This window comes from Lysobacter sp. Soil_N_51 (assembly GCF_057655755.1).
The window spans coordinates 42,847-58,351 of record NZ_JBDGLR010000002.1 but is presented as its reverse complement, the minus strand read 5'-3'; the positions used below and the strand labels follow the sequence as shown (position 1 = coordinate 58,351).

The following is a 15,505-nucleotide window of genomic DNA, read 5'->3' as shown; positions in this document are numbered from 1 at the left end:
CCCCAATCACCAATCCCCGCCCCTCACTCACACCGCCTGCAACAACGCCATATCCCAACGCGGCGTCACCTTCACCGCGGCTTCCTCGTGCTGCCCCGCCTGCAATCGCAGCGCGCCAGCGTAGGCGATCATCGCGCCGTTGTCGGTGCAGAACATCGGTCGCGGAAACGCGACTCGGCCGCCGCGTTTTTCCGCCATCGCGGCGAGTTTGGCGCGCAGGCGCGTGTTGGCGCCGACGCCGCCGGCGACCACCAGGGTCTTGCAGCCGGCCGCGTCGAGCGCGCGTTCGCACTTGATCGCCAGGGTGTCGACCACCGCGTCCTCGAACGCGCGGGCGATGTCGGCGCGGGTCTGCTCGGCCTGGTCGCTGTTCTGCCAAGCCAGCAGCACCTGGGTCTTCAAGCCGCTGAAACTGAAATCCAGGCCGGGCCGGTCGGTCATCGGCCGGGCGAACTTGTACTTGCCCGGGGTGCCGAGTTCGGCCTGCGCCGCCAGTTGCGGGCCGCCCGGGTACGGCAGGCCCATCAGCTTGGCGGTCTTGTCGAAGGCTTCGCCGGCGGCGTCGTCGAGGGTCTCGCCGAGCAGGCGGTACTGGCCGATCCGATCGACCGCGACCAACTGGGTATGCCCGCCGGACACCAGCAAGGCCACGAACGGCGGCTCGGGCCGGCCGAGCGGGTCGTCCTCCATCAGCGGCGCGAGCAGGTGGCCTTCCATATGGTGGACGCCGATCGCCGGCACCTCCAGCGCCCAGGCCAGCGCGCGCGCGACCCCGGCGCCGACCAGCAGCGCGCCGACCAGGCCCGGGCCGGCGGTGTAGGCCACCCCGTCGAGTTCGTCCACGCGCAGCCCGGCTTCGGCCAGGGTCTGGCGGACCAGCGGCAGCAATTTGCGCACGTGGTCGCGGCTGGCCAGCTCGGGCACCACCCCGCCGTACTGCGCATGCAGGGCGATCTGGCTGTACAGGGCGTGCGCGCGCAGGCCGGTGTCGGTGTCGTACACGGCCACGCCGGTCTCGTCGCAGCTGGTCTCGATGCCCAGGACCTTCATCGGGATGGGACCTCGGACGAGGCGGGGACCGCCGTTTTCTGGGAGAATGTCGCGTTCATGGGGTGTATGTTGCACCTTCGGCGAGAGCATCGCTATAATGCGCGGCTCTCCCGGTCCTCCGGGCCGGTCCCAGATAACGAGATTACGTATGCCCAGCGTCAAAGTCCGCGAAAACGAGCCTTTCGAGTTTGCCCTGCGTCGCTTCAAGCGCACCTGCGAAAAGGCCGGCGTCCTCGCCGAAACCCGCAAGCGCGAGTTCTATGAGAAGCCGACCCAAGAGCGCAAGCGCAAGGCCGCCGCCGCGGTGAAGCGTCAGGCGCGCCGCGCCTCGCGCGACGTCACCAAGCGCCAGCGCTTGTACTGATCGCGCATTCCGCGCATGGCCAGCTTCGCGGCTGGCCCTGCATGGGATGACCATCAAGCCGGCCGCGCCTTGTGCGCTGCCGGCTTTTTGCGTTCAAGCCGGGATTCGAGATTGGGGATTCGGGATTCGCAAAAGCGGATGCCGGTCATCCTTCCCTCGCTTCCCGATCCCGAATCCCGAATCACCAATCTCGAATCCCAGCACTTATGAGCCTCAAGCAACGCCTCACCGAAGACATGAAGGCCGCGATGAAGAGCGGCGACAAGCACTCCCTGGGCGTGATCCGCCTGATGAATGCCGCGCTCAAGCAGAAGGAAGTCGACGAACGCATCGAGCTCGACGACGTGGCGGTGATCGCGATCCTCGACAAGATGGTCAAGCAGCGCCGCGACTCGGTCAGCCAGTTTGAGGCGGCCGCGCGCGAAGACCTGGCCCAGGTCGAGCGCGAGGAGATCGTGGTGATCGAACGCTACCTGCCGGCCAAGATGGGCGAGGCCGAAGTGCTGGCGGTGATCGAAGCGACCATCGCCGAAGTCGGCGCGACCGGTCCGGCCGACCTGGGCAAGCTGATGGGCCCGCTCAAGGCCAAGCTGGCCGGCAAGGCCGACATGGGCCAGGCCTCGGCGCTGGCGAAGAAGCGTCTGGCCGGCTGAGCCGCGCCGCGACACGCCGCGACACGCCGCCCATCTGGACGAGGGCGGCCCGGAACCCCGCAGGTGCCGCGACCGTGGCGCCTGCGATCCCTCGCCCGCAAGGGCCGCACACCCGGGGGTGCCGCATGAAGCGCAAGACCATCCACCGCGACTGCTTTCGAGCCGCTGCCGCGCGAGACCACGCCGGCGTTTGACGCCACGACCTGCTTTCGAGGCCGACTTCGAAGCAGCGCTCCATGATGATGACTGCGGCATCGTCGACCCTGCGCTCGACGCTGAGCCCACGCGCGAAATCACCCGCAAACGGCGCAAAGGCTATCCATCCGAATCCCGGGTCAAACGCGGCCGGCGCCTGGTCCATGGCGACAAGGAACTGGTCGAGAAGCTGGGCCGCAACGATCCCTGCCCCTGCGGCTCTACGCGGAGGTTTAAGGAACTGTTGCCTCGGCGCCGGGCGGTATGAAGGGGTCGAGCGCGACGATTACTTCCGTGATTGATCGCTTCGGCGGCTGAGAATGGCCGCCGTGTTTGCTGTCGCGTCGCTTGCTTGCAGGCGGCGCGGCGGTTTGGTTGGCGCGGTCGCGGCTTACGCCGCTCCTACAGGTGCATACGGGGCATTCGACCGCAGTTTGTGGCGGTGAATCGCTGACCCGCGCTGCGCCTGAACACCACCCGCGCGATCTGCACATCACGCCGACGCGCCGCTAACCCGATTGGCGGATACTGAATGCGACGCCGCACGCGCCGCTATCTGTTCCGCATGCCCGTAAATTCCGACCAGCCGACCTCGCCCGCGAACGATCACGCGCCCCCGCGCGATGTCGCATCGCGCGCCTCCAACCCGGACCTGCGCACCGGCGCCGGCGAGTTCGCGCACGAGACCATGGAGCGCATCCACGCCCTGCAGGCCCGCCTGGAGCAGAGCTGGCCGGGCAAGTTCGTACAGCGCTTCGTCGACTACGACATCCTCGCCCTGGCCGCGGCGCTGTCGTTCTACACCTTGCTCTCGCTGGCGCCGCTGATTTTGATGGTGCTGTGGCTGACCACCGCGCTGTACCCGTCGGCGCAGGAGGAATTCTTCCGCCAGATCGGCCTGCTCGCCGGCAGCCAGGTCGAAAGCACGGCGCGGCTGATCGTGGAAAACGCCGAAAACCGCCCGGGCACGGGGTCGTTCGCGGCGCTGCTCGGCACGGTCGCGCTGTTGGTCGGCGCCTCGGCGGTGTTCGGGCAATTGCAGGCCGCGCTCAACCGGGTGTTCCGCAGCGACGCCAAGCGCCTGGGCGGGCTGGCCGCGTGGCTGCGCAAGCGCCTGCTGTCGTTCGGCATGGTCATCAGCGTCGGCTTCCTGCTGGTGGTGTCGATGGCGGTGCAGGCCGCGTTGCAACTGTTGATCGCCTACGTGCCCGACCTGCTGCCGGTGTTCGCGGCGATCGCTTCGTTCGTGCTGTACGCGCTGGTGTTCGCGGCGATGTACCGCTGGCTGCCCGATCGTCCGGTCAGCAAGGGCCGCTCGTTGGTCGGCGGCGCGCTGACCGCCGGCTTGTTCATGCTCGGCCGCAGCGCGATCGGCCTGTACCTGGGCCAAGCCAGCCTCGGCACCGCCTACGGGCCGGCCGGCGGCCTGGTGATCATGCTGGTGTGGATGTACTACTGCGCGGTGGTGTTCCTGCTCGGCGCGCTGATCACCGCGATGCTCGACGAGCACGCGCGGGTGCGCCGGCGCCTGGCCGAGGAGCGCAAGGCGGCGGGATTGGCGGCGCACGACGCCGCAACCTCGGCCGGAACCTAGTCGGCCCCGACCGCCGCGCGGTGAACGCGGCGCCTGTCGATTCCGCGCGTGCCCGTTCGTCGCCTGAGTATCCGCAGCGCAAACGAGGTCACCGATGGAAATCCACTGGATCCAAGCCCAGGCCCCGCGCCGGGTGCTGGCCCTGGTCAGGCACCTGGGCATCGAGGCCGAGCTGATCGAGCACGACCTCATGGCCGGCTCGATGAAACACCCCGACTACGCCGCGCTCAATCCCAACATGAAAGCGCCGACCCTGGTCGACGGCGAGGTGGCGCTGTGGGAAGCCTCGGCGATCATGGCCTACCTGTGCATCCGCGCCGGTTCGGACATGTGGCCGGCGCACAATCCGGCCGAACAGGTGCAGGTGCTGCGCTGGCTGTCGTGGAACGACTGCCACTGGGCGCCGACGATCGATGCGCACTACTTCGAATACATCGTCAAAGGCCACTTCGGTTTCGGCGAGCCGGACCTGGAGCTGCTGCAATCGCGCCAGCGCGACATCGCCAAGTACGCCGGCGTGCTCGACGGCCACCTGCAAGGCCGCGATTTCGTCGCCTGCGACCGGCTGACCATCGCCGACTTCCAGCTGGCCTCGATGGCGACCTATTGGCGCCAGTGCCATCTGCCGCTGGGCGACTACCCGAACATCGTGCGCTGGCTGGACGGGCTGATGCGGATTCCGGCCTGGGCCGAGCCGTGGCCGGGGCGGCCAGGGTTGTAGGCGCGGCGGCGGAAAGCCAGCGAGCGCCCGGGCGTCGGATTGAAGCCCGGGCCGCGCAAACGAAGCCCCATCCATCGTGGCGGCGCACACCCACCCGAAGCCCGCCCGATCCCGTCGCGGCCTGAGCGCGCGGCTCATGGCATCCTAGTCGCCGATCCGCAACGAGTTCCGCCGCCCTTCGCGGGCGCCCCCGGCATGGCCCGCATCCCCGACGGCTTCATCGACGACCTCCTCGCCCGCACCGACATCGTCGAGGTGGTCGGCGCGCGCGTGCCGCTGAAGCGTCAGGGCAAGGAATACTCGGCGCGCTGTCCGTTCCACGACGAGCGCTCGCCCTCGTTCTGGGTCTCGCCGACCAAGCAGTTCTATCACTGCTTCGGTTGCGGCGCGCACGGCACCGCGATCAGCTTCCTGATGAATTACGACCGGCTCGAGTTTCTCGATGCGGTCGAGGAACTGGCCAAGCGGGTCGGCGTGGAAGTCCCGCGCGATACGCGCTCGCGCAACGAGGACTCCGACACTCAGGAACTGTTCAACGCGCTGGAAGCCGCGCAGCGTTTCTTCCTCAAGCAATACGCGAGCAGCGGCAAGGCCCAGGGTTATCTCGACAGCCGCGGGGTCAGCATCGACATCCGCGACCGCTTCGGCATCGGCTACGCGCCCGACGGCTTCAACGCGCTGCGCGACGCGCTGGGCACCGACGAGCGCCGGATGAAACTGCTTGAACGCGGCGGCATGCTGTCGAAGAACGACAGCGGCCGGGTCTACGACAAATTCCGCGACCGGGTGATGTTCCCGATCCACGACCGGCGCGGCCGCGTGATCGCCTTCGGCGGGCGCGTGCTCGACAAGGAAGACGGGCCGAAGTACCTCAACTCGCCGGAAACCCCGCTGTTCCACAAGGGCCGCGAGTTGTACGGCCTTTGGCAGGTGCGCCAGACCCACAACAAGATCCCGCGCCTGATCGTGGTCGAGGGCTACATGGACGTGATCGCACTGTTCCAGCACGGCGTCGACACCGCGGTGGCGACGCTCGGCACCGCGACCACGCCCGACCACGCCGAGTTGCTGTTCCGCAACGCCGCCGACGTGTATTTCTGTTTCGACGGCGACCGCGCCGGGCGCGGCGCGGCGTGGAAAGCGGTCGAATCGGTATTGCCGCGAATGAAAGACGGGCGCCAGGCGTTCTTCCTGTTCCTGCCCGACGGCGAAGACCCCGATTCGCTGGTGCGCAGCGAAGGCGCCGAAGGTTTCGACCGGCGCTTGCGCGAGGCGACGCCGCTGTCGCAGTTCCTGTTCGATTCGATCGCCACCGACGTCAACCTCAACACGCTTGAAGGCAAGGGGCGTCTGGCCGAACGCGCCAAGCCGCTGCTTGCGCAGATTCCCGCCGGCGCGTTCGCCGATCTGATGAAGCAGCGACTGACCGAGCTGACCGGCGTCGGCGGCCGTCAGGCGAGCCCGGACACGCATGTGCCGACCCAGCGCGCGCATTCCGGCGGCGGCCGCCACGCGCCGACGCCGAGGCGCTCGCTGGTGCGCAGCGCGATCGGCGTGCTGCTGCAAAAACCCTCGCTGGCCGCTGGGTTGACCCCGCCGTATCGCTTTTCCGCCTTGCGCCAGCCGGGCATCGACCTGCTGACCGAGATCGTCGAGGTGGTGCAGCAGCGCCCGGAAATCAGCACCGGCGCCTTGCTCGAACATTTCGCCGAACATCCGCAGTCCGGCGCCTTGCAGAAGCTCGCCAGCCAGAGCCTGCCGGGCAACGACGACACCTTGCAGCGCGAGTTCTTCGATGCGGTGGGGCAGTTGGAAAAGCAGATGGTCGAGCAGCGGCTGGCCGAGTTGCAGATGCAGCAGGGTGAGACCGGGCTTGGGGATGAGGAGAAGCGGGAGTTGCTGGCGTTGTTGCAGGCTCGGTTGAGTAGGCCGCGGGCGCCGGGGTGAGTCGGGAATCGGGAATCGGGAATCGGGAATCGGGAATCGGGAATCGGGAATCGGGAATCGGATAAAGGCTATCGCGCTGCGCTACTTCCGCAAGTCCCCCGTTGCTACAAGTCATCTAATTCGAAAGTCGCCCGAAGTAACGCATCTTTCCAATCGCACAGACCTCACCTACCGTCATTCCCGCGAAGGCGGGCTCGGTTTTACTTCGGCGGAGCCGAACATCCAGTGCTTTTCGTGCGAGAACGTTTGAAGTCGCTGGATTCCCGCTTTCGCGGGAATGACGTTCTGGAGGAATGACGCTGAAGTCTCTGGATGTTCGGCTCCGCCGAAGTAAAACCGAGCCCGCCTTCGCGGGAATGACGGCTTGGCGCGACGCGGTTTACGACGGGACATCTAGCGCTAGCATTTATCACACGCGCAAGCATCGTATCCATCGCTCAACCCTCACCCCCAAACCTGCCCCATCACCCGTGCGAAATTCCCGCCCAGAATCTTGCCGATCCGCGCATCCGAATGCCCACGCGCCGACAACATCCCGGCCAGGGTTTCGAAGCGTCTCGGGGTATTGAGGTCGGGGATATACAGATACACCGTCTCGCTTTCGCCCGGCGCGGAAATGCCCAGGCGACGGCGATCACGGATGTCCTCGCGATGGCGCGCCTTGTACTTCTCGCTCAGCTCCACCGGCGACAGCATGTTGTCGGTGCCGACGCCGACGTGGTCTTCGCCGCAGATCTTCACTGCGTGCTCGATATGCCGGATCAGGTCGGCCGCCATCGGCTGACCGCTTTCGCGCAGGAACGGCATCAGGTAGATGCCGACCACGCCGCCGCCGTCGGCGACCGCGCGCAATTCGGCGTCGGTCTTGTTGCGCGGACGTTCGACCAAGGCCGCGCAACCGGTATGGCTGATCAATACCGGCGCCTTCGATGCGGCGATCGCCTCGGTCGCGGTGCGGCGGCCGCTGTGGGCCAGGTCGATCAGGATGCGGCGCTCGTTGAGGCGTTCGATCAGGCTTTGGCCGAAACGGCTGATGCCGGCGTTGCCGGCTTCCATGCAACCGTCGCCGACCAGATTGCGGACGTTGTAGGTCAGCTGCACCGTGCGCAGACCGAGATGATAAAAATCGTCGACGCGTTCGAGCTTCTCGCCGATCGGCGCGCTGTCCTGGAACTGATAGACCACGCCGAGCTTTTTCTCGCGCCGAGCGCGCTCCAGGTCGGCGCCGGTGCGCACCCGCGCGAACACGTCCGGATGCCGGTCGATTTCGTTTTCCCACAGGCCGATGCTGCGCACCGCGTCTTCGTACGCGCCTTCGTACTGCGCGACCGGGCCGACCGTGGTCTGCAGCACACGCAGGCCGCTGCCGCGCGCTTCGTCGATCAAGCGCTGCGACAAGGCCTCGCCGGGCCCGGAGTCGGCATCGCCGATGAAGCCGCAGCCGTCGATCACCATCGCCTCGTCGTACGGCGCCCAGCGCGGCGGCCCGCTCGCAATCGCGCCCGCCGCGCGCAACGGACCAGCGGCGCCGGCGGCGAACACGGCCGCGCCGGCCAGCGCGCCGCGGATCAAAAACGACCTTCGATCGAGCATCGATCTTCTCCCTGGACGCGGCACCCGGCGCGACGCCGGTCCCGCACTCTAAGCCAAACGTCGGACGCTTCCGTCCGTGACTTTCGGGATGGATCACAGCGGCGGCGCGGCGCGCTAAGCTCGGGGTCCGTGCGTCAGCGCCGCGGGCCTGACGCCCCATCGACACACCGGGGAGAACGACGATGCCGCTGCGCCATGCCTTATCCGTCAGCGCGTTGGCGCTGGCATTCGCTCAACTCGCCTGCGCTCCCGCCCACGCGCAGGATGTTGCACGCCAGGAACAAGGCAACCGGGTCAGCGAGAACGTACCGGCGATCAGCCCCGAACTGCAGGAGCGGCTCAACCGCTACCAGAACACCCGCGGCGCCGGTTTCGCCGGCTGGACCCACGATGGCTGCGTGCTGATCGGCACCCGCTTCGCCGAAACCACCCAGGCCCATCGCGTCTGCCAGCCGCTGGGCATGCGCGAGCAACTGACCTTCTACCCCGAACCGGTCAATCGCCTGACCGCGGCGCCCGGCGGCTTGAACGGTTTCGTGTTCGGCAAGGACATCGGCGGCAACGAGTTCTGGCAACTGCACTGGTTCGATCTGGCATCGCGCCAGGTGAGCCTGCTGACCGACGGCAAGTCGCGCAACGACGGGCCGCTGTTCTCGCACGATGGCAAGCAGCTCGCCTACAGCAGCACCGTGCGCAACGGCAAGGACACCGATGTGTGGGTGATGGACTTCGCCACGCGCAAGCCGCGCGCGGTGGTGACCGAGGGCGGCAGCTGGGACGCGGCGGATTTCTCGCCCGACGGCAAGCAGTTGCTGGTGAGCAAGTTCGTGTCGGCCAGCGAGACCTATCCGGGTCTGGTGGACCTGCAGACCGGCAAGCTGGAAATGTTCCCGGTCGACGGCGGCAAGGCGGCGATCGGCGATTTCCGTTTCGCCAAGGACGGTCGCGCGGTGTACTTCGTCTCCGACGAGCCGATCGACGGCAAGGCGCAGGAGTTCACCAGCCTGCGCCGGCACGATCTTTCCAATCACAAGCTGCAGGTCCTCAGCGCCGATATTCCGTGGGACGTGGGCGGCGTGTCGCTGTCGCAAGACGGCAAGCACCTGTTGTTCGTCAGCAACGAAGACGGGATCAGCAAACTGCATGTGCTGTCGCTGCCCGATCACAAGCCGGTGAAACTCCCCGACCTGCCGATCGGCGTGATCGGCGGTGTCGATTTCTCGCCGGACGGCAAGCGCATCGCGGTGTCGATCAACACCGCGACCTCGCCCAGCGACGTGTACGTGATCGATCTGGCCAACCGTCAGCTCGCGCGCTGGACCCGCAGCGAAGTCGGCGGCCTGGATTCGAGCCAGTTCGTCACCCCGACCCTGGTGCGTTACCCGACCTTCGATCAGCTCGACGGGAAGCCGCGCACGATTCCGGCGTTCTACTACAAGCCGGCGAACGCGCCGGCCGGCAAGAAACTGCCGGTGGTGATCCAGATCCACGGCGGCCCGGAAGGCCAGGCGCAGCCGACCTTCAACGCGACCGCGCAGTTCCTCGCCAACGAACTCGGCGTGGCGGTGCTGGTGCCCAACGTGCGCGGCTCATCGGGTTATGGCCGCACGTATCTGGGGCTGGACAACGCCGAGAAGCGCGAGGATTCGGTCAAGGACATCGGCAGCCTGCTCGACTGGATCGCCAAGCAGCCCGAACTCGACGCCAAGCGCGTGGGCGTGCATGGGGGCAGCTACGGCGGCTACATGGTGCTGGCCTCGCTGATGCATTACAGCGACCGCATCCGCGCCGGCGTCGACATCGTCGGCATTTCGGATTTCACCACCTTCCTCAACAACACCGAGGCCTACCGCCGCGACCTGCGCCGCGCCGAATACGGCGACGAGCGCGTGCCGGAGATGAAGGCGGTGTTCGATCGTATCTCGCCGTTGAAGAACGCCGGCAAGATCCGTTCGCCGCTGTTCGTCGCGCAAGGCAAGAACGATCCGCGGGTGCCGTACACCGAGGCCGAGCAGATCGTCAAAGCGGTGCGCGGCAATGGGCAGCCGGTGTGGTTCTTGATGTTCAACGATGAGGGGCATGGGTTTCAGAAGAAGGCCAATGCCGATTACTTCAGTGCGGCGACCATGGAGTTCTGGCAGCGGCATTTGATTGGGGAGAAGTGAGGTTGGGTTGTCGGGGTAGAAGCTAAAAGCGAATCCCCCCTGCCCCCCCTTTTGCAAAGGGGGGAAAAGCGGGGCGCGCTTGGTCGGGCGGGATGCGTCGCATCCCGATTCCCGATTCCCGATTCCCGATTCCCGATTCCCGATTCCCGACTCCCGACTCCCGACTCCCGATTCCCGATTCCCGATTCCCGACTCCCGAACCCCGAACCCCGAATCCCGAATCCCGAATCCCGAATCCCGAATCCCGAGTTAATCAATCAATCTCGCTGATATCGTCCGACAACCCATTCGCATCGCGGCGAATCTCGGCGCGGTCGCGTTCGTCGGCGATGCCGCCCAGGCCGCTTTCGCGGAACGCGTCGGCCACGGTCTGGCGTTCGACCAGCGCAGTCAATTCCGGATTCGATTCCAGGTTGCCGTACAACTGCTGCTTGGCCGCGTCGGTCAACTGCCCGGTCGCGGTGTCGATGACCTCGCCGGTCAGACCGGTCAGCGCCTCCTGCACCAGCGGATTGTTGGCGAACAAGGTCTCCAGCTGGCCGGTCGCGCGCGCTTCCAGGCGCGCGGGCAAGGGCACCGCGACCAGCGCCAGGTCGACCACGAACGCGATCGCCTCCTGCTTGGCCTCGATGTCGGACTGCAGCTTCTCGAAGCCGCGATCGACCGCGACGTCGCTCGCCGCCGAGATCACCACCAACCGGCCCGAAGCCTCTTCATAACCGGGTGAATTGGTCTGTCCCAGCGAGTCGTTGACGATCTTCGCCTGCTCGCCGAAGTACTCCAGCACGCCCTGACGCGCGGTCTCGCGGTGGCTGCTGGCGATCTCCGGATTGAACGTGGTCAGCTCCAGCACCGCCGCCAGATCGCGGCCGTTGACCTCGTACTGCTTGCGATCGGTGTCGTCGCCCAGGCCGCGCGCGCCGCTGTCGTCGTATTCGCTGAGTTCGTCGAGCACCGCGTCCGAATGCGCGCCGAGCATGTCGGCCAGCGCTTCGTTGCGCGCGACCTGGCCCTGTTCGAACCAGTCGCTGTGCTCGCCCGGCAAACGCGCGAGCTGCGCGGCCAGATCGCCGGCCTGGGCGCGATCGTCGCGCGCGACCGCGGAGAAGATCGTCGCCATCATGTCCGGCTCGGCCTGCGGCAGCTGCGAACCGATCGCGATCACCTTGTCGAGCTGATCGGCCGGCAGGCCGCGCAGGAAATCGGTCAGCACTTCGGGATGCTGCGCATCGCCGCCGGCGACGTTGATCGCCAGTTCCAGTTGCCGGTAGTTGTAGCTGTGAAAGCCCAGGTCGGTCGGGTACGGCGATTCCGACCAGGTCTTGAAGATGCGATCGGCCAGGGCGCCGCGCAGCTCCAGCGTTTCCGGGCCGCTGGATCCGCCCAGGAAATCGGTGATTTCCTGGTACTCGCGCACCTGATCGGGGCCGTAGTCGATATCGGCCAGGCCGTCGAAGGAATCGGCGTCGATCTTGCCGTCGTTGTAGGCCTGCGCGATCTGTTCGGTGATGTCGGCGCGGGTCGCCGCATCGATCTTGCCGTCGTTAGCCAGGCCGAGCACGCCGCTCGGCGTCAGCCAGGATTTGACCGCGCCGGGGTCGCGTTCGAGCACGGCCGCGGTGAGGTATTCGCGATACGCCTCGGGCTCGCCGCGCACGGCGTCGGCGAAGGCATCGCGGCGCGCGCCGTAGTCGTCCTCGCCGTCGCGCTTGCCGACATCGAGAATGCCTTGCGCGTCGTTCTGCGCGTCCTGCTTCACGGTCGGGATGCGCGCTTCGCCGAGCAGGTCGGCGGTGCGGGCCGGCAGCGCTTCGGCGGTGATGCCGGCATCGCCGATGCCGCCGACCGCGTCGACGTACTGCTGGATCTGGTCGTAGGCCTGCATGGTCTGTTCGGTACTGGCCTGCGGCGAGATTTCGCGGTCGACCGCCTCGAGCACTTCGGGCCGGTATTTGCTCGGCACGTTTTCGTTGCGCATCGTGTACAGCGCGATTGACTTCATCGAGGTGTCGTCGATCTGCACGAAATCGCCGCCCGAAGCGCAGCGTTCGACATAAGCCTGGGTTTCGCGATAGGCGGTGTTGCGCTGATCGACCGTGGCGTCGGGGCTGATGGTGGCGTCGACCGCGGCCTGGACGTCTTCGTGCTGGGTGCCGGTCGGCGGCACCACGCCCTCGGCCTGCTGCTGCGGCTTGACCGGCTCGACCGGCGCCGTCGGCGGTTCGCGCTGCAGGAACAGCGCCGGATTCTGGAAATAGCCGTTGTTGAAGATTCCGCTCATGGCCGTCGCGCCGCGCTGGGGGGAGAGGGCTTTCACGCTAGTCCTCGCCTCCGACCGTTGCCAGATGGGGCCGACCCTAGCGAAAACCGCGGAAGTCATTGAATTGACACACTTCACCAGGGTTTTCCCCACTGGGATCGCGGCGCATTAATGGCTAACTTCCTGTGTAACCAATGCACAGTCAGGCCCCGTCGATGACCGACCCGATCAGCTCGCGCCCCGCCTTCGAGCGCCTGCCGCCGTTGGACCGGTCGACGGATTCATCGGCCGCGGCGATCACGCCGCAGGCCCTGCGCGACGCCGATCCGGCGCAGGCGCGCGCCGCGACCGACGCGCTGACGCCGCCGCAACTCGAGCGCTTGCGCGAGCAAGTCGATGCCTTGCCGCTGGCCGATCGCGACACCCTGGCGCAAAACCTCGCCGGCAAACTCGAGGCGCCGCAATTGCAGAAACTCGAAGCCGCGTTCGGACACGACACCATCGCCGGCGCGGTCGAACACAGCGGCGGACCGCAGGTGCGCGACGCCTATGCGGCGCTGCCGCGCGACGACGGCGACGGCGGCCTGGTCGACAAGCTCAAGCAGTGGCTGGGGCTGTCGCCGTCGTCACAGGACGACACCCGGGAAATCTCCGCCAGCGTCGTCAATCCCGACAGCGGCGAAGTCAACGACGCGGTCTGGACGGTCGATTCGGAAGGCCGGCCGATCCATGCCGAGGGCACCTTGCGCACCGTGTTCAGCAAGCTCGAACGCAGCGACGCGGAGACCGACGCGCAAGGCGCCGCCGCCGATCGCGGCATCGAAGGCGACCAGGGCGGCCATGTGTTCGGCCACCGCTTCGTCACCGATCAGGGCCTGAAGAACCTGTTCCCACAGAACGGCAACTTCAACATGGGCGCCTACAAGACCCTTGAAAACGAGTGGGCGGCCTGGGTCGACAAGGGCATGGACGTGCAGATCAGCGTCGATCTGACCCCGCGCAACGTCGATCGACCGGACCGGGTTCGCATTTCCTATGAGGTCATCGACCCGAGCGACGGCAGCAGGGTTTACGATCAACGCGTCAGCTTCGACAACCGCGCCGGCCAGCGCTACGACCGGGTCGACGGCAGTCAGATGGACGACATGATCGCCGCCGGTTGATCGCCGGCGCGCCCTTACCGATACGCAAGGCAGGACATGAACAGAGACGAATTGCTTGGCGAGATCGCGCGCCTGATCGTGGTCGACCCCAAGGCCGGCGAACGGCCGTGGGACGGTTACGCGCTGATCGCGTGGTACGGCGACGGCATCAGCCGCCTCAACGGCTTCCGCTACGACAAGGGCCAGCCGGGCGAACCGCTGACGCCGTCGGGCGTGGAGATCGAGAACCGCCTGGAAGAACTGCGCCGGGTCACCCAGGTCAAGGACAAGGCGCCGTGGCGGGTGTGCATCATCCGCATCAACCGCGAAGCGGCCGAAGTCGCGATCGACTTCGAGTACGAAGACCCGGGCAAGTGGTACGTGACGCCGGACAGCGCGGCGGAGATCGCGGACAAGGTCAAGCCTTGGTGAGGTGAACGACGCGTTCGCGAGTGCGCAATCCGCACTCGCGACGCAGGCTTCGTCCGCCCCCTGTAGGAGCGGCGCAAGCCGCGACAACGCCACTTCGCATGCCGACGTTTCTGACCTGGGTCGGTGACGCATCGGCGCTCGACCTCGCCGTTGCGGCGAAGTTTCATTGCCGCAGTCGCGGCTCGCGCCGCTCCTACAGTGCGAAACCCACATTCGGCGATGGCACCGCCGTTGATCCCCAATCCCCAATCCCCAATCTCGAATCCCCAATCTCGAATCCCCAATCTCGAATCCCCAATCTCGAATCCCGAATCCCCGCCCTCCATGCACTGGCTAAAACGTCTGCGCGTCGACGCCTTCACCCTGGCCCTGCTCGGCGCGGTCGCGCTGGCGTGGTGGTTCCCGGTCCGCGGCGTGTCGGCAGGCGCCCTGGACGACTTCACCAATATCGCGATCGCCGCGCTGTTCTTCCTGCACGGCGCGCGTCTATCGCGCGAGGCGATCCTCGCCGGTGCCTTGCATTGGCGATTGCACCTGGTGATCTTCGCCAGCACCTTCGTGCTGTTTCCGCTGCTCGGCCTGATGCTGCGGCCGCTGTCGGGCCATTGGCTGACGCCGGAGCTGTATCTGGGTTTGCTGTTCCTGTGCACCCTGCCCTCGACCGTGCAGTCCTCGATCGCGTTCACCTCGATGGCCGGCGGCAACGTGCCGGCGGCGGTGTGCAGCGCATCGGCGTCGAGCCTGCTCGGCGTGTTCCTGACCCCGCTGCTGATGGGCGCGCTGGCCGGCGCGCACGGCGCGATGGCGAACCCGGGCGAGGCGATCGGCAAGATCATGCTGCAGCTGCTGGTGCCGTTCGTGGCCGGGCATCTGCTGCGGCGCTGGATCGGCGCCTGGGTCGAACGCCAGCGCGCGGTGCTGCGCTACACCGACCAGGGCACGGTGCTGCTGGTGGTGTACACCGCGTTCGCCGCCTCGGTCAGTAGCGGCCTGTGGCAGAACACGCCGCTGGGCGCGTTGTACGTGGTGATCGGCGTATGCGCGCTGCTGCTCGCGGTGGTGATGCTGACCACCACCTTCGCCGCGCGCCGGATGGGGTTTTCGCGCGAGGACGAAATCGCGATCGTGTTCTGCGGTTCGAAGAAGAGCCTGGCCACCGGCGTGCCGATGGCGAAGATCCTGTTCGCGAGCAGCGCGCTCGGCGCGATCGTGCTGCCGGTGATGATCTTCCATCAGCTGCAGTTGATCGTGTGCGCGCATATCGCACGGCGTTATGCGCGGCGTGCGGCGCAGCAGGCGCAGGCGGTGCCGGATCAAGTGGCGGACTGATCGGCCTGCGGATTGACCAGCCTTGCAAATTCATAACGAAGGGTTCCCCCCTTTGCAAAA

The 15,505-nt window shown here is 66.8% G+C and carries 13 protein-coding genes; 10 read left to right on the top strand and 3 right to left on the bottom strand.

Annotated elements, in window-relative coordinates:
• Window positions 1-27 precede the first annotated feature (27 nt).
• The gene (tsaD, locus tag AC3A4T_RS03305) at window positions 28-1,050 is read right to left on the bottom strand and encodes a tRNA (adenosine(37)-N6)-threonylcarbamoyltransferase complex transferase subunit TsaD (protein WP_487674082.1); all 1,023 of its coding nucleotides are present in this window, start codon (window positions 1,048-1,050) and stop codon (window positions 28-30) included.
• Between the two features lie 148 nt (window positions 1,051-1,198).
• Between tsaD and rpsU the strand changes: the two genes are divergently transcribed.
• The 6 genes from rpsU to dnaG all read left to right on the top strand — a co-directional run bounded on the left by rpsU (window position 1,199) and on the right by dnaG (window position 6,524).
• Complete coding sequence (gene rpsU / locus AC3A4T_RS03300) at window positions 1,199-1,414, top strand: 30S ribosomal protein S21 (RefSeq protein ID WP_031371286.1); 216 nt, start codon at window positions 1,199-1,201, stop codon at window positions 1,412-1,414.
• Between the two features lie 206 nt (window positions 1,415-1,620).
• Window positions 1,621-2,067 (top strand): GatB/YqeY domain-containing protein, encoded by a 447-nt coding sequence (locus AC3A4T_RS03295; protein ID WP_036112471.1) that lies wholly within the window; start codon window positions 1,621-1,623, stop codon window positions 2,065-2,067.
• A 118-nt stretch (window positions 2,068-2,185) separates the two neighbouring features.
• Entirely contained in the window at window positions 2,186-2,530 is a 345-nt protein-coding gene (locus AC3A4T_RS03290) for an SEC-C metal-binding domain-containing protein (protein ID WP_487674081.1), read from the top strand.
• A gap of 420 nt (window positions 2,531-2,950) precedes the next feature.
• Entirely contained in the window at window positions 2,951-3,856 is a 906-nt protein-coding gene (locus AC3A4T_RS03285) for a YihY/virulence factor BrkB family protein (protein ID WP_487674450.1), read from the top strand.
• Window positions 3,857-3,950: 94 nt separating this feature from the next.
• Window positions 3,951-4,577, top strand: coding sequence for a glutathione S-transferase family protein (locus AC3A4T_RS03280; RefSeq protein ID WP_487674080.1), 627 nt, complete (start codon window positions 3,951-3,953; stop codon window positions 4,575-4,577).
• A 195-nt stretch (window positions 4,578-4,772) separates the two neighbouring features.
• Entirely contained in the window at window positions 4,773-6,524 is a 1,752-nt protein-coding gene (gene dnaG / locus AC3A4T_RS03275; RefSeq protein ID WP_487674079.1) for a DNA primase, read from the top strand.
• Window positions 6,525-6,968: 444 nt separating this feature from the next.
• On the opposite strand, the gene AC3A4T_RS03270 is transcribed toward dnaG, so the two are convergent.
• The gene (locus AC3A4T_RS03270) at window positions 6,969-8,117 is read right to left on the bottom strand and encodes a dipeptidase (RefSeq protein WP_487674078.1); all 1,149 of its coding nucleotides are present in this window, start codon (window positions 8,115-8,117) and stop codon (window positions 6,969-6,971) included.
• 182 nt (window positions 8,118-8,299) lie between these two features.
• On the opposite strand from AC3A4T_RS03270, the gene AC3A4T_RS03265 reads away from it, so the two are divergent.
• A complete protein-coding gene (locus AC3A4T_RS03265) occupies window positions 8,300-10,282 on the top strand; it encodes a S9 family peptidase (RefSeq protein ID WP_487674077.1) in 1,983 nt (660 codons plus the stop codon).
• Between the two features lie 253 nt (window positions 10,283-10,535).
• On the opposite strand, the gene AC3A4T_RS03260 is transcribed toward AC3A4T_RS03265, so the two are convergent.
• Window positions 10,536-12,563: a hypothetical protein gene (locus tag AC3A4T_RS03260; protein ID WP_487674076.1), complete on the bottom strand. Its 2,028-nt coding sequence runs from the start codon at window positions 12,561-12,563 to the stop codon at window positions 10,536-10,538.
• Window positions 12,564-12,757: 194 nt separating this feature from the next.
• Between AC3A4T_RS03260 and AC3A4T_RS03255 the strand changes: the two genes are divergently transcribed.
• The 3 genes from AC3A4T_RS03255 (at window position 12,758) to AC3A4T_RS03245 (ending at window position 15,445) form a co-directional block, all read left to right on the top strand.
• Complete coding sequence (locus tag AC3A4T_RS03255; protein WP_487674075.1) at window positions 12,758-13,705, top strand: DNA/RNA non-specific endonuclease; 948 nt, start codon at window positions 12,758-12,760, stop codon at window positions 13,703-13,705.
• A gap of 36 nt (window positions 13,706-13,741) precedes the next feature.
• On the top strand, window positions 13,742-14,116 hold the full coding sequence (locus AC3A4T_RS03250) for a hypothetical protein (RefSeq protein ID WP_487674074.1): 375 nt from the start codon (window positions 13,742-13,744) through the stop codon (window positions 14,114-14,116).
• 324 nt (window positions 14,117-14,440) lie between these two features.
• Complete coding sequence (locus AC3A4T_RS03245; RefSeq protein WP_487674073.1) at window positions 14,441-15,445, top strand: bile acid:sodium symporter family protein; 1,005 nt, start codon at window positions 14,441-14,443, stop codon at window positions 15,443-15,445.
• Window positions 15,446-15,505 lie beyond the last annotated feature (60 nt).

Bases quoted from the DNA above. Each gene is read 5' to 3' on its own strand.
- tsaD (WP_487674082.1), bottom strand. From the start codon at position 1,050: ATGAAGGTCCTGGGCATCGAGACCAGCTGCGACGAGACCGGCGTGGCC.
- rpsU (WP_031371286.1), top strand. From the start codon at position 1,199: ATGCCCAGCGTCAAAGTCCGCGAAAACGAGCCTTTCGAGTTTGCCCTG.
- AC3A4T_RS03295 (WP_036112471.1), top strand. From the start codon at position 1,621: ATGAGCCTCAAGCAACGCCTCACCGAAGACATGAAGGCCGCGATGAAG.
- AC3A4T_RS03285 (WP_487674450.1), top strand. From the start codon at position 2,951: ATGGAGCGCATCCACGCCCTGCAGGCCCGCCTGGAGCAGAGCTGGCCG.
- AC3A4T_RS03280 (WP_487674080.1), top strand. From the start codon at position 3,951: ATGGAAATCCACTGGATCCAAGCCCAGGCCCCGCGCCGGGTGCTGGCC.
- dnaG (WP_487674079.1), top strand. From the start codon at position 4,773: ATGGCCCGCATCCCCGACGGCTTCATCGACGACCTCCTCGCCCGCACC.
- AC3A4T_RS03270 (WP_487674078.1), bottom strand. From the start codon at position 8,117: ATGCTCGATCGAAGGTCGTTTTTGATCCGCGGCGCGCTGGCCGGCGCG.
- AC3A4T_RS03265 (WP_487674077.1), top strand. From the start codon at position 8,300: ATGCCGCTGCGCCATGCCTTATCCGTCAGCGCGTTGGCGCTGGCATTC.
- AC3A4T_RS03260 (WP_487674076.1), bottom strand. From the start codon at position 12,563: ATGAGCGGAATCTTCAACAACGGCTATTTCCAGAATCCGGCGCTGTTC.
- AC3A4T_RS03255 (WP_487674075.1), top strand. From the start codon at position 12,758: ATGACCGACCCGATCAGCTCGCGCCCCGCCTTCGAGCGCCTGCCGCCG.
- AC3A4T_RS03250 (WP_487674074.1), top strand. From the start codon at position 13,742: ATGAACAGAGACGAATTGCTTGGCGAGATCGCGCGCCTGATCGTGGTC.
- AC3A4T_RS03245 (WP_487674073.1), top strand. From the start codon at position 14,441: ATGCACTGGCTAAAACGTCTGCGCGTCGACGCCTTCACCCTGGCCCTG.